Genomic DNA, 13,088 nt, shown 5'->3' with positions numbered 1-13,088 from the left:
TAGCTGATATGAACTCAAACCCAAGGGAAACAGTTAAAAATATAACTGCTCTGTATGAAGTATAAAAGTATAGGAGATGAGTATAAAAAAAGCCTACTATTATTTATTCTATAAGCTGTACAAGTATTATCAGAGAGGTCCATCCGTATGGTTAACTGATTGGAAGGCCGCTTTGTCACTTGACGTATTGGTTTTATTTATTCCTTTGTCTGTTTTGGTATATTATCTGACCTTTTTCGGTCGGAATTTGACCATGAATATTGAAAATCTGAGACTAATTATTCCTGGTGCAGGTCTTTTGCTGATAGTGCTTCCTAATTATTTTATTTTTAATAGCAGGGACCAATGGAGAAATATTGTGAATGAGTTTGACCAATTACCAGAAAAGGAGAACAGGCTTGGTGGATGGATTGTTTTCGGCGCAGTACTTTCAGTAATAGGTAATTTAGTCTTTTCCTATTATTTGCTGTATAACACATAGTATAAAGCAATTGCCCTGACATTTAAGCGCAACAACTACCCTTATTTAGCTCCCCGTTTTCGTAATCATCATGACGGTGGTTTATTTTCTAAGTTTGTCACAAGAAAGAAAGGCCATCGGTGCAACGCCCGATTCCTCACCCTTTGATCTTCTTCTCTAACAATAAAGCGGCAGTTCTGTCTACGCAAGTGATGATATGAACTATTTTCCACGGCACTCCATGCCTTGTACTTGTTGTTGATTTTGCATTGTGCCGGAGTAAACGCGTTGAAACGTCTGAGGATTCGTCCACGTAATATCTGTGAGTTGTTTCGCTTTGAAGTATATAAACAAAGTGAAAGCTCGACTAGAAACAAAAAAGCTTCACAGTTTACACTGTGAAGCTTTTTTGTTTCTAGTCGGGGCGGCAGGATTCGAACCTGCGACCTCCTGCTCCCAAAGCAGGCGCGATACCGGGCTACGCTACGCCCCGTCTCCGACCTTTTGTAGCGGGATGCAAATGTAGGAAATAAAAGTTCACAAAAACAAATCCTGCGAAAAAATTTTCGTAAAATAAATTCCGGCCAACAAATACGCATCTCTAAAACCAGCCACCACGTTACTTATTAACCGGATCACCGGATAATATATCCTTCACTGTTAGTCCGGGTAACAACCGGAATACGGGGATATTTATCGCATATTTCCCGCATAAATCTTTGATGCTGCGATCTATCTGTTCCGCTGAATATCGCGAGGAGAAGTGCCCCAGTATGAGTTGTTGCACGGAAATCTGACTGATCATTTCCATTACTTCTTCCAGTTTACTATGCTTATTTTTATGGGCAATCATTTTCACATCTCCTTCACTGGCTAAAAAAGTGGCTTCATGAATCAGTATGCCCGACTGATCCCATCGTTGCAGATCTGCTACGGGCGTATCACCGGAATACCCGACCAGGTTAGTCCTTACTTCCATGGTAGTGCTTTCCTTGCCTTTGTCCATGATGATCTGCTTAAGTGCTGATGCCGGCAAACCAGCCAGCTCCGGTTTTACTTTCTGCTTTACCTGCATCACTTTATAACTCAGACTTCTGATTATATTTTTGTCGGTTGTTACATGTTCATTGCGGATAGGCACCACCACCAGGTCTTCTTTCACCCATATTTCATCACCGGGGGCAACGGCCTTCCATTGTACACCTGTTGTATTTGGATCAAATTTTTTCAGGAATTCTTCCATGGCCGGAAACGATTTGCTATCGCGTGGATAGCAGATCACGGGAAAACCTTCCCTTGCATTTAACTGGTTAAGTTGCAATAATCCGGTCAGGTGATCCCGATCGGCATGCGAAATAAATACATAATTAATTTTCCTGCTCTTCTGTAATAATGCGGCTGTAAGTCCATCACCTGCATCCATTAAAATACCCAGTTCTTCCAAAAGGTACCAGGTAGCAAACAATGCAGTAGAGTATCCTGATATTGTTAATTTCATCTGTCAGCTATTGTTATATTATAAAGATAGATATATTACAGCAAACCTTTTCTATAAAGACTTATCTCAAATCTGATCTGGTAAAAATAAACAAAACTGCATCTGTTTTAATTCATATTAAAGTTTGAATTTTACCCTCGCTAAATTCATACTTTATCATGAAAATTATCAACGGCACTATCGAAGACATTGACATCATATTCAGCTTGTATGATGCGGGCACCATCCTCCAGAAAAAAGTTGCCCAGAAGCACTGGCTGGGATTTGACAGGACACTGATAGAAAATGAAATCCGCGAAAAAAGATTGTGGAAGATAGTAGCGGACAACCAGATCGTATGCGTTTTTTCCATTGCTTTTGAAGATCCCTTTATCTGGAAAGAGAAGGATAAAGATCCGGCCATTTATATTCACCGTATAGCCACCCATCCGGATTTCCGGGGTAATGGTTATGTAAAAAGTATAGTAGTCTGGGCTAAAGTTTATGCAACAGAAAATGGGAAAGAGTTTGTCAGGATGGATACAGGAAGTGGCAACGACAAACTGAATGATTACTATGTAAGCTGTGGATTCAATTACCTGGGCATTATCGCTACCGGCGATGCACCGGAATTACCAGCGCACTACAGGGGCGGCACTTCCAGCTTATTTGAAATACCATTGTAATAAACCGGAGGTGCCTGTTATTGCCTCCGGTTTATTATTTCTTTATTGCTGCACAAATTTAAATTTCTGTGCATTGGAAGTGTTGCTGCTCCAGATCTCTATCTTGGTACCATTTGCAGTATTGTTGCTGTATACATCAAGCGAAGACCCCGTTGCTACTATGGGTTTTACATTATAGTATCCACCACCGGCACTAATGATTTGCCATTGTTGCGCAGTGCTGCCGTTATCAGTAGCAATATCTACCTGTGTACCATTGGCAGTTCCGCCGCCATTTACATTCAATGCTTTGGTAAGCGCATGCAGCGGTTGTAATTTGTAATTGCCACCGCCAATGCTCGTTACTTTCCATTGTTGATTATTGGTAGATGGCGAATTATTACTCCATAATTCTACTTTGGTTCCATCGGCGGTGCCGCTTGCAGTTACATCCAGTAAGCTGGTATTATTGGTAGCGGAAATAATTTTATAGGTGGCTCCCGAAATAATACCACCACCACTTGTACTACCTCCAAAATAGAAATCAATTTCTCCGTTGCTGGTGCTGCTGTTTACAATTACGGTGTTATTACCGGAAGGTGTGGTAATAGGTCCACCGGAAACTGACCAGTTAAAAGTAGCTGGTGGTGTGCCTGTACGCGTAGTTAGTTTTATGTTGTTCATGCTTACAAACGGATCATTGGGCCACTGGGTAATATCATTGGTATATGCTTCCCAGCATTCTATTACACCGGTGGCTTCTGTAGGACGTGTTACTGTTACATCTGCTGCGGGATACCCCGTAAATGATTCCTTATACACCCAGTTGGTGCCATCGTTGGAAATGTAGGTAATAACGCCTTGCAGTGCAGTACCTGGGGATACATTTACGTATTGGCCATGGAAATAATTACCTGCTAAAAAATACCAGTTGGCAATGGCATAAAATGCACCACCTGCAGTCCCGCCCCACATCAGCACTGGTTGCAGCGCACCACCATCAATACCATTCCACAAAAAGGTGGTGGCAGTGCTGCTGGCTTGTTGTGGTATACCGGGCACAATCCAGTTGGTAGAAAAAGATTTGATGTTGCTGGCTGCTGCCACTACCGTATAGCCGGGATAGTTAGTCCCGTCAGCGGCTGCTGCCGATGCAATGCGTTCTGTGCCGGTGCTGACCTGGCTTTTAAATTTCATCGCATACTTATAAGGATTAGTGGCAGCCAACTCCTCCTTTGACAATGCGCCAATGTCCTGGATCACTTTTCCGGAGGCTATTTCCACCTTTTGCAGCCGCCCGTCTGTTATCCTGGCAGTGGTTTTATTATCCACTTCAAATACATGGTCGGCAGATACCATACCATAAGGAGTTCGTACCATTTTGTCCGGCGGAGCCGTCATCTTTTCATTGTTGCTGGAGCTGGTTTGATCTTTTTTGCAGGAAGCCATGATACAGGCAATACTCAGCGTGGCGGCTGCCAGCCGGAACAATTGATTTTTTTTCATTGTCTGGAATTTTTGGTTTTTACAATAAATAAATGCTGGTAGCCAGCATGATTAATGCGCTATTGATAACAGGGTCATAGTTATTGGTTGGTTAATTAAATAGCAAAAAGATACGGGCACAATAATTTCTCATTGTACTGGTTTGAACGGTTAATGTAAACGGGAAAACTGATTCATGAGTGCTGGTTTGGATAGTGCCTTTTTGTTGTTCACCGGGCCTTTCATCGATTTTGGTTGCTCTGGGGATATCGCTTCATTGCTGCGTTGTAGTGCTCCCCACTTTTCATGTGATTATAAATCTACATTAAATGTGTTGAATTTACAAGGGCCCTTAGAAAATACTTATAGTATTTATCCTAACCGTTTCTATATCATCGCTAAAAATAAAAGGCGGTTTATTTTCATTCCGCTCTTTTTCCGGTTCATCCCTCTTTTTTTCCGGTTCATTTACTTTCTCCTGCTCCCACCTGCCTCCACGATTGATATTTGTTCTCCATTACGCAAAAAATAATCAGATGGCAATGAAGTATAAAACAGCTTACAGCAATATATTACCCGGACTGATGATAGCAGGCTTACTATCAGCGGCACTTTATGGTTGCAGCGCCAGCGCCGGATCAGATGCCGCCGCAGCAGCGGCGCCAGAGCTACCTGTTACCACACTGGATACTACCAGCGCCATCACCAGCAGCGAATATTCCGCTATGCTGGAAGGCAAGGTAAATGTAGATATACGTACACAGGTAGATGGTTATCTTGATAAAATATTTGTAGACGAAGGCAGCTTCGTAAAAGCCGGCCAATCCCTTTTCCAGATCAATGACCGACCCTACCGGGAACAGCTGAATAAGGATATGGCAAACCTGCATGCCATGGAGTCGTCCGTTACGGCGGCAGAGCTGGAAGTAGACAAGGTAAAACCGCTGGTAGCCAATAAAGTAGTGGCCGAAATGCAATTAAAAACGGCCATGGCCACTTTGCAGACAGCCAAAGCCAATGTAGAACAGGCCAGGGCTGCCGTTGCCGCCTCACAAATCAATGTTGGGTTTACATTGGTGAAAGCCCCCGTAAGCGGCTACATTGGCCGTATCCCCAAAAGAGTAGGTAACCTTGTTGGAAAAGCAGATGCCACCCCGCTCACCACCTTGTCTGATATCAGTGAAGTATATGCCTATTTCTCTATGAGCGAAAATGACTTCATGAATTTCAGCAAAGGCGCTTCCGGCAGTACGCTGCAACAGCAACTACACCAGCTACGCCCCGTTACACTGATATTGTCCAATGGCGATATATTCCAACAGAAAGGACGTATTGAAATGGTAGATGGCCAATTTAATAAATCCACAGCGGCTATCAGCCTGCGGGCAACATTCCCTAATCCCACTGCCACACTACGTTCTGGCAATACCGGGAAAGTGAAAATAGAACAACTCTATACTGGCATCATCCAGGTACCACAATCTGCCACCCTGGAAATGCAGGACAAGGTATTTGTATACGAACTGGGTGACAGCAACATTGTCAAACGCCGGATTATACAGCTCGCAGGCAGCAATGGCGATCAATTCATCGTAAAAGATGGCCTGAAACGTGGCGATAAAATAGTTACTGCCGGCATCGAAACCCTGATGGAAGGCACCCCGGTAATACCTGCCGGTACCAGGACAGACACTGCACAAACACAAAGAAAATAAGTGCGCAGCTCCGCTGCACAAAAAGATACTGAGTTATGCTGAATAAAATAATACAACGTCCCGTACTCGCTACGGTGATATCCGTTATCCTGGTCATCCTGGGGCTGGTAGGCCTTTCCCGCCTGCCGATTACGCAGTTCCCCGACATTGCACCACCCAGCGTAGTGGTAAGTGCCTCCTTTCCCGGCGGTAATGCCGCCACGGTATTGCGTGCAGTAGTAACCCCGCTGGAAGAGGCCATCAACGGCGTGGAGAACATGACTTATATCCAGTCGAATGCAGGCAATGATGGCGTAGGCTCCGTCACCGTTTACTTTAAACTGGGAACAGACCCCGATCAGGCAGCCGTAAATGTGCAGAACCGGGTGTCACAGGTAACCAGCCAGCTTCCCACAGAAGTAGTGCAGGCCGGCATCACTACCACCAAACAGCAGAGTGGTATGATCATGATCCTGGATGTTTACAGCGAGGATAAAAATAAATATGATGAGGCGTTCCTCCAGAACTTCACCAAGATCAATGTAATTCCGGAAATCAAACGTATCCCGGGTGTAGGCCAGGCGCAGATCTTTGGTGCTAAAGACTATGCCATGCGGGTGTGGCTGAAACCCGCACAGCTGTCGGCTTACAACGTTACGCCAGCAGAAGTCATGGCCGCCATCCGAGACCAGAGCGTAGAAGCTGCACCGGGTAAATTCGGAGAAGGCACCAATGAACCATTATCCTATGTGATCAATTACAAAGGAAAATTCAACCTGCCCGAGCAGTTTGAAAAAATAGTGATCCGCGCAGCTCCCGATGGTTCCGTACTATACCTGAAAGACGTCGCCCGCATAGAACTGGGGTCTGCCAACTATACCACAGACAACCGCGTAAACGGAAAGGATGCGGTAACGATGGCCATCTTTCAGACCAATGGTTCCAACGCCAACGCCATACAAACAGCTATTAAAAAGGTGATGGACAATGCGGCCAAAACATTCCCCAAAGGAATAAAATACGATGTAACGATGAGTACCAAGGAACAGCTGGATGTATCCATCAACCAGGTAAAGTCTACCCTGGTGGAAGCATTCATCCTGGTATTTGTAATCGTATTCCTGTTCCTGCAGGACTTCAGATCAACCCTCATTCCGGCGATCGCCGTTCCGGTATCATTGGTAGGTACTTTCTTCTTCCTGCTGATGATGGGTTTCTCTATCAACATGCTCACCCTGTTTGCCCTGGTACTGGCCATTGGTATTGTGGTGGATGATGCGATTGTGGTAGTGGAAGCAGTGCATAGCAAAATGGAGCGCACGCATCTGCCGGCAAAGGCAGCCACCATGTCGGCGATGAGTGAAATCACCGGCGCCATTGTATCTATTACACTCGTGATGGCAGCGGTATTTCTGCCTGTTGGTTTCATGGAAGGTCCTACCGGCGTATTCTACCGGCAGTTCGCCTTTACACTGGCCATCGCCATCCTGATATCCGCATTAAATGCGCTGACACTGAGCCCTGCGCTGTGTGCACTGTTCCTGAAAAACACCCATGCGGGTGAAGATGGCTCCGAACATGCCAAACAGGGATTTGCGGGCAGGTTCTTCACCGCATTCAATACCAGTTTCCAAACCATGACCAATAAATATACCCGTGGTGTAAAATGGTTGATCTCACATAAATGGGTGAGCATGGGCGCGCTAACGCTGATCACTGCTGCTACGGCATGGATGATGCTGACCACTCCCAAAGGGTTCATCCCGAATGAAGATGGCAGCTTTGTGGCGTTCTCCCTGTCACTTCCTGCCGGGGCAGGACTGGATCGTACTACACAGGTATTACGTAAGGCAGATAGTGTCCTGAAAGATATGCCCATGATAGCATCCACTACCAGTATCTCCGGGTATAATATTCTCAGTAATGGCGCCAGTCCCGCGTATGCCATGGGTTTCGTGAAACTAAAGCCTATTAAAGAACGTGGTAAAGTGCAGCAGATAGACGACATCGTGGGGCTGTTAAATCAACAGCTGGGCACTATCAAAGAAGGTACCTTCAGCGTGTTTACCTTCCCTACGGTACCCGGATTTGGTACCTTCAGCGGACTTGAACTTGTATTACAGGACCGCACCGGCGGATCAGTGGAAAAATTCAGTGAAACCGCCAACAAGTTCATTGGTGAAATGATGCAGACACCGGAGATAGGCGTCGCCTTTACCATGTTCAAAGCAGATTTCCCGCAATACGAAATATTAGTGGATGCCGTGAAAGCCAAACAACTGGGCGTAAGCATCAGCGAACTGATGATGACTTTACAAACCTATTATGGTAGTAACCAGGCAAATGACTTTAACCGCTTCGGTAAGTACTACCGGGTAATGGTGCAGGCTACGCCTGAATCCCGCAATAACGCCGCCAGCCTGGAAGGCATTTTTGTAAAAAATGACCAGGGGCAGATGGTGCCTGTAAACAGTATCATTACGCTGAAGAAAATGTATGGACCGGAAATGATGAACCGCTATAATCTCTTCAACTCCATCAGCGTTAATGCCATGCCTAAACCAGGGTATAGTACCGGTGATGCCATCAAGGCGGTAGAAAAGTTAGCTGCCGCCAAACTTCCTGCCGGATTCAGTTTTGAGTGGACAGGATTGAGCAAGGAAGAAACTACTTCCGGCAACCAGATGGTAATGATATTTGCCCTGGCCATCGTTTTTGTATACTTCCTGCTGGCAGCACAATACGAAAGCTACCTGTTGCCACTGGCTGTATTATTATCCATCCCTACCGGTATACTGGGCGTGTTCCTGGCTATCCGGATGGCGGGCATAGAAAACAATATTTATGTCCAGGTAGGACTGGTGATGCTGATAGGTCTGCTGGCTAAAAATGCCATCCTGATCGTGGAATTTGCGGTACAACGCCGCCATGCCGGTAAGCCGCTGTTGTCCGCTGCACTGGAAGCCGCGAAACTGAGATTGCGACCTATCATCATGACATCGCTGGCTTTTGTGGCGGGTCTGATTCCGCTGATGACAGTAAAAGGGCCTTCTGCACTGGGTAATCACTCTATCAGTATTGGTACCGCCGGTGGTATGTTATCGGGTGTCATACTCGGTGTATTCATCATCCCGGTGTTGTTCGTCATCTTCCAGTTTTTACAGGAGAAAGTTTCCGGTAAAAAACAGGTAACGACATATGAACCGGCAATGGCAGCAACTACCGTTTAATCCTCATCTCCCAAAACAGAAAAAAAATGAACAAGCATATATCACTTTTCCTGACCGTAGCTATGTTTGGCAGCATAGTTACGGCCTGCAGGGTGGGCAAAGATTACAGCAGACCAGCTACTACTTTACCGGAACAATATCGCAATGCCACGTTGCCGGCTGACAGTAACAATATTGGTCTGCTGCCGGTGAAAACATTTTTCACGGACCCGGTATTGCAAACACTGATCGACAGTGCCATGGCACGCAACTTTGATTTGCAGGTGGCACTGAAAAACGTGGCAGCTGCCGCGCAATCGGCCAAAGCAGCCCGCGCAGGCGCCTTACCGGAGCTCAACCTGCAGGTGCAGGCTAATCGTAACTGGCCGTCTAAAAACAGCTTAAATGGCTCTTTATCGGAGCAGTACATGGGCACCAAGTACATGGACGACTATAACGCTAACCTGGGACTTAGCTGGGAAGTAGTAGCCTGGGGGAAAATCAGCCGGCTGAAAGAAGCAGCCCTGGCTGCCTACCTGCAAACGACAGAAGCATCGAAAGCAGTACAAACCCGCATTGTGAGCGATGTGGCACAGGGATACTACAACCTCCTCATGCTGGATACACAAAAAGATATCGCCGCTAAGAACCTGGCCCTGACAGACAGCACCCTACAAATGATGCAGCTGCAATTTACTTCCGGACAAATCAATACGCTGGCCATTGAACAAACACAGGCCCAGCGGCAGGTGGCTGCAGCCCTGCTACCCAAAATAGAGCAGGAAATCATCCTGCAGGAAAATGCACTGCAAATACTCACCGGTAACCTCCCGGGCAACATTGCCCGCAGCAGCCGGCTGGAGACCGTACGTTTTGATTTGCCTTTATCAGCAGGCGTTCCGGCAGCTATATTAACACAGCGGCCCGACGTACATGCCGCAGAACTGGCAGTGCAGGCAGCCAATGCCCGCACCGGTGCTGCCCGTGCCAGCATGTACCCGGCATTGAATATCACTGCCAGCGCAGGCGTCAACTCATTTAAAGCAAGTAATTGGTTAAATATACCAGGCAGCCTTTTTGAAACAGTAGGCGGCAGTCTTACACAGCCCATCTTCCAACGGAGGAAATTAAAAACAGACTGGGAAACAGCGAAAATAGAATGGGAGAAATCAGCATTTGAATTTAAAAAATCAGTGCTCGCAGCCGTAGGAGAAGTGTCTGACGCATTAGTAAAAATAGACAAGCTGCAATCGCAGCATGCTATCACGCAGGTGCGGGTAGAAAAGCTGCAAAGCGCTACCCGGAATGCCAGCCTGCTGTTTCAAAGTGGTATGGCTACCTACCTGGAAGTCATCACAGCCCAAAGCAATGTATTACAAAGTGAACTCGACCTGGCAGCCCTGCAGCGCGACCGCCTGAGTGCAACAGTTGACCTCTACCGCTCATTGGGTGGAGGCTGGAAGTAAGAAGTACCACCGAATTATTTATATTTAAGCGTGGCTGTACTGCTTACTAAACACAAACAATGAATCTCTACCAAACCAAACAAACAAAATTATTCAACAGGTATTACAGGATATTCATCATTCCCATGATATTTCTCCTGTACTTCCTGTTATCTTACCTGGTAAATCCATACAGTAAATACTGGACCGTAATACATACCAGGAGCTGGAAGGAACTGCTGATTGAATGGTCGGTAATGATGCTCGTATGTGGATTGATTACGGAGTTCAGCCTCCTCTCCGCCCGGTGGATGGATAAACGGATACCCTGGGAAAAATGGCCATTAAAACGATTCATTGCACAGTTGTTTTGCCAGGTCATTTCTGTTTTCCTGTTATTAACCATCCTCACAGTAGTACTTAGCTTTTTATTTGGCCCGCCACCCGATTTAAAAGAAAACGGCCCGGATAAACTGGACGAATGGCAGTTTGTGTTTGTATGTGTGATGATGTCAATTCTGATCAGCGCAGTACAAACCGGGAACTACCTGCTGCAACGCTGGAAAACATCCATGCTGGAAGCCGCCGAATTAAAACTCAACGCGGCGGAACTGAAACAGATTGCCATGCAGGCGGAGTTGCAATCGCTGAAACTACAGCTGGACCCGCATTTCATGTTCAATAATTTCAGTACACTGTCGGCGCTCATCGAGGAAGATAAAAGTACAGCCCTGTCATTCCTCGAAAATCTATCGAGGGTGTACCGCTACATGATCATCAACCTCAATAACGATATCATTACCCTGCGGGAAGAATTGAAGTTTATACAGGCCTTTGCTTTCCTCATAAAAATCCGTCACGGGGAAAATGTAGATATACAAACCAACATTCCGGAAGCCATTAATTCCAGAGGCATTCCGCCAATCACGCTGCAACTGCTGATCGAAAATGCAATCAAACATAATGTGGCATCCGCAGCACAACCTTTACATATTCGTATTTACCTCGATGACGCTGGTAAACTAACTGTCAGCAATAATATACAGCTCATCCCGACCAACATTCCGTCAACCAAACTGGGCCTGGAGAATATCCGGAACCGGTATCGACTACTGTCTGATCTGTCTACAGCAATTAAAGAAGAAAACGGACAGTTTATGGTGATACTGCCTTTACTTGATTTTTAAAAACTAACTGTCATGCGCGTTGTGATTATTGAAGATGAGAAACCAAACGCTACCCGTTTAAAAAATATCCTGCTGGATATTTCACCTGCTATCATCATAGAAGCAACCCTGGATACTGTTTCCGCCAGCGTAGACTGGTTCAAGCAACACCCCCATCCCGATGTAGCATTAATGGATATACGCCTGGCAGATGGCTTGTCGTTTGACATCTTCCCCCAAGTTGAACTTTCCTGTCCTGTTATCTTCACCACCGCCTACGATGAATACGCGATCCGCGCATTTAAAGTGAACAGTGTAGATTACCTGCTGAAACCTATTGAAAAAGATGATCTGCAACAGGCGCTGGAAGGCATTAAAAAACACGCGCCACAACCCGGTCCTACGGAAATGGTGGAACAGTTACTTCAGTTTTTCAAACAAAAAGAAGTTACCTACCGTACCCGGTTTATGCTGCCGTTCCGCGATGGCTATAAAACAGTATTGGTAGATGATGTTGACTTTATATTTTATGCTTTCAACGTTACTCACCTGGTACTGAAAGATAAAACCCAGGTGGCCCTTACACAAACCATGGATGAACTGGAAGAGCAACTGGATCCAAATCAGTTTTTCCGCGCTAACCGCCAGCATATTATCAATATCAGCAGCATCGATAACATACAAAACTATTTCAGTGGCAAGCTGAAAATCAAGCTCAAACGCGACCCGGAAAGAGAAGTACTGGTGAGTAAGGAAAAAGTACCCTTATTTAAACAATGGCTGGATAAGTGATTACAACCTGCCCAAAAATGCAGTCCCCAATGGAGAAAGCGTATAGCCGGGATCGTGACTGATTGTTAATCCCAGGTTCTTCAATTTTCTAACATGTAATTTCAGCCAATCCTTTTCCATTCCCGTTTTAACCGCGAGGTCCGCCGCTTTTAATTTCGGATGATCGCGGATAACAGTTAATAATGTAGTGGTCCATTCGCCCTGTTTGCTGTACTGATCTAACCTGGCCAGCTTAGTGCGTAGCAGCTCAAATGCCCCGGGAGTCAATACAGTTTGTTCCCGCAGAGATATGCGCGGATCTTCCGCATGATAACGGACCTCAATTCTGTAAATATCTCCTTCGGGGACAGATTGCAATAATTTCAGCAAGTCGGTCAACTGCGTAAATCCGGCTGCCACTGCCTCTTTTTTCGTGATGGCCGTTAAGCTAACGGTGCTTACTTTTCCTATGCGGACAACTCCCACCGCGGTCTTTACTTCACTGTTTTCCTTCACCGAGAGCTTCTTCCATCTGCGAAAGGCGAGGGATATTTCACCGGATTTTATTCCGTCAAGATGTGTTTGTTTAAACAGCATATGTTTTGAGATAATCCATTAAGGATGTCCTTTTCCGTTGCAATAATATTTCGAGTGTATCGTCTTCATGAGAAAAATCACCTGTTTAAATTCCCGCGGCCATGCTGACCAGTAAATTA

At 45.7% G+C, this 13,088-nt stretch carries 11 protein-coding genes and 1 tRNA gene; 7 read left to right on the top strand and 5 right to left on the bottom strand.

The window, feature by feature from the left end; genetic code table 11:
• Nucleotides 1-76: 76 nt before the first annotated feature.
• Complete coding sequence (locus tag AB4Z08_RS08735; protein WP_441573340.1) at nucleotides 77-481, top strand: hypothetical protein; 405 nt, start codon at nucleotides 77-79, stop codon at nucleotides 479-481.
• Nucleotides 482-617: 136 nt separating this feature from the next.
• Here the strand turns inward: AB4Z08_RS08735 and AB4Z08_RS08730 are convergent, their stop codons facing one another.
• From AB4Z08_RS08730 to AB4Z08_RS08720, 3 genes are all read right to left on the bottom strand, one after another.
• A complete protein-coding gene (locus tag AB4Z08_RS08730; RefSeq protein ID WP_441573954.1) occupies nucleotides 618-806 on the bottom strand; it encodes a GIY-YIG nuclease family protein in 189 nt (62 codons plus the stop codon).
• Nucleotides 807-879: 73 nt separating this feature from the next.
• Nucleotides 880-953: transfer RNA gene (locus tag AB4Z08_RS08725), tRNA-Pro, on the bottom strand.
• A 126-nt stretch (nucleotides 954-1,079) separates the two neighbouring features.
• The gene (locus AB4Z08_RS08720) at nucleotides 1,080-1,958 is read right to left on the bottom strand and encodes an MBL fold metallo-hydrolase (RefSeq protein ID WP_441573339.1); all 879 of its coding nucleotides are present in this window, start codon (nucleotides 1,956-1,958) and stop codon (nucleotides 1,080-1,082) included.
• A gap of 158 nt (nucleotides 1,959-2,116) precedes the next feature.
• Here AB4Z08_RS08720 and AB4Z08_RS08715 point away from each other — a divergent pair, with 158 nt between their 5' ends.
• Complete coding sequence (locus tag AB4Z08_RS08715; RefSeq protein ID WP_441573338.1) at nucleotides 2,117-2,623, top strand: GNAT family N-acetyltransferase; 507 nt, start codon at nucleotides 2,117-2,119, stop codon at nucleotides 2,621-2,623.
• A 42-nt stretch (nucleotides 2,624-2,665) separates the two neighbouring features.
• Here the strand turns inward: AB4Z08_RS08715 and AB4Z08_RS08710 are convergent, their stop codons facing one another.
• Complete coding sequence (locus AB4Z08_RS08710) at nucleotides 2,666-4,108, bottom strand: RICIN domain-containing protein (RefSeq protein WP_441573337.1); 1,443 nt, start codon at nucleotides 4,106-4,108, stop codon at nucleotides 2,666-2,668.
• 521 nt (nucleotides 4,109-4,629) lie between these two features.
• Here AB4Z08_RS08710 and AB4Z08_RS08705 point away from each other — a divergent pair.
• From AB4Z08_RS08705 to AB4Z08_RS08685, 5 genes are read left to right on the top strand one after another with little or no spacing between them, the layout of a single operon-like run.
• Nucleotides 4,630-5,802 (top strand): efflux RND transporter periplasmic adaptor subunit, encoded by a 1,173-nt coding sequence (locus AB4Z08_RS08705; protein WP_441573336.1) that lies wholly within the window; start codon nucleotides 4,630-4,632, stop codon nucleotides 5,800-5,802.
• A 35-nt stretch (nucleotides 5,803-5,837) separates the two neighbouring features.
• Entirely contained in the window at nucleotides 5,838-9,011 is a 3,174-nt protein-coding gene (locus tag AB4Z08_RS08700) for an efflux RND transporter permease subunit (RefSeq protein WP_441573335.1), read from the top strand.
• 26 nt (nucleotides 9,012-9,037) lie between these two features.
• Nucleotides 9,038-10,456, top strand: a complete 1,419-nt coding sequence (locus AB4Z08_RS08695) for an efflux transporter outer membrane subunit (RefSeq protein ID WP_441573334.1) — start codon at nucleotides 9,038-9,040, stop codon at nucleotides 10,454-10,456.
• A gap of 59 nt (nucleotides 10,457-10,515) precedes the next feature.
• The gene (locus AB4Z08_RS08690; RefSeq protein ID WP_441573333.1) at nucleotides 10,516-11,622 is read left to right on the top strand and encodes a sensor histidine kinase; all 1,107 of its coding nucleotides are present in this window, start codon (nucleotides 10,516-10,518) and stop codon (nucleotides 11,620-11,622) included.
• A gap of 12 nt (nucleotides 11,623-11,634) precedes the next feature.
• Nucleotides 11,635-12,393 carry a LytR/AlgR family response regulator transcription factor gene (locus AB4Z08_RS08685; RefSeq protein WP_441573332.1) on the top strand — a complete coding sequence of 253 codons (759 nt, stop codon included), beginning with the start codon at nucleotides 11,635-11,637 and terminating at the stop codon, nucleotides 12,391-12,393.
• On the opposite strand, the gene AB4Z08_RS08680 is transcribed toward AB4Z08_RS08685, so the two are convergent.
• Nucleotides 12,394-12,969, bottom strand: a complete 576-nt coding sequence (locus AB4Z08_RS08680) for a hypothetical protein (RefSeq protein WP_441573331.1) — start codon at nucleotides 12,967-12,969, stop codon at nucleotides 12,394-12,396.
• Between the last annotated feature and the right edge of the window lie 119 nt (nucleotides 12,970-13,088).

The organism is Chitinophaga sp. RAB17 (genome assembly GCF_052114225.1).
Classification (GTDB): Bacteria; Bacteroidota; Bacteroidia; order Chitinophagales; family Chitinophagaceae; genus Chitinophaga.
The sequence above is the reverse complement of the archived record's forward strand: the minus strand, read 5'-3'. Positions and strand labels throughout refer to the sequence as shown.

Excerpts from the sequence above, each read along its gene's own strand:
- AB4Z08_RS08690 (WP_441573333.1), top strand. The coding sequence starts at position 10,516 with ATGAATCTCTACCAAACCAAACAAACAAAATTATTCAACAGGTATTAC.
- AB4Z08_RS08680 (WP_441573331.1), bottom strand. The coding sequence starts at position 12,969 with ATGCTGTTTAAACAAACACATCTTGACGGAATAAAATCCGGTGAAATA.
- AB4Z08_RS08700 (WP_441573335.1), top strand. The coding sequence starts at position 5,838 with ATGCTGAATAAAATAATACAACGTCCCGTACTCGCTACGGTGATATCC.
- AB4Z08_RS08685 (WP_441573332.1), top strand. The coding sequence starts at position 11,635 with ATGCGCGTTGTGATTATTGAAGATGAGAAACCAAACGCTACCCGTTTA.
- AB4Z08_RS08720 (WP_441573339.1), bottom strand. The coding sequence starts at position 1,958 with ATGAAATTAACAATATCAGGATACTCTACTGCATTGTTTGCTACCTGG.
- AB4Z08_RS08705 (WP_441573336.1), top strand. The coding sequence starts at position 4,630 with ATGAAGTATAAAACAGCTTACAGCAATATATTACCCGGACTGATGATA.
- AB4Z08_RS08695 (WP_441573334.1), top strand. The coding sequence starts at position 9,038 with ATGAACAAGCATATATCACTTTTCCTGACCGTAGCTATGTTTGGCAGC.
- AB4Z08_RS08715 (WP_441573338.1), top strand. The coding sequence starts at position 2,117 with ATGAAAATTATCAACGGCACTATCGAAGACATTGACATCATATTCAGC.
- AB4Z08_RS08735 (WP_441573340.1), top strand. The coding sequence starts at position 77 with ATGAGTATAAAAAAAGCCTACTATTATTTATTCTATAAGCTGTACAAG.
- AB4Z08_RS08710 (WP_441573337.1), bottom strand. The coding sequence starts at position 4,108 with ATGAAAAAAAATCAATTGTTCCGGCTGGCAGCCGCCACGCTGAGTATT.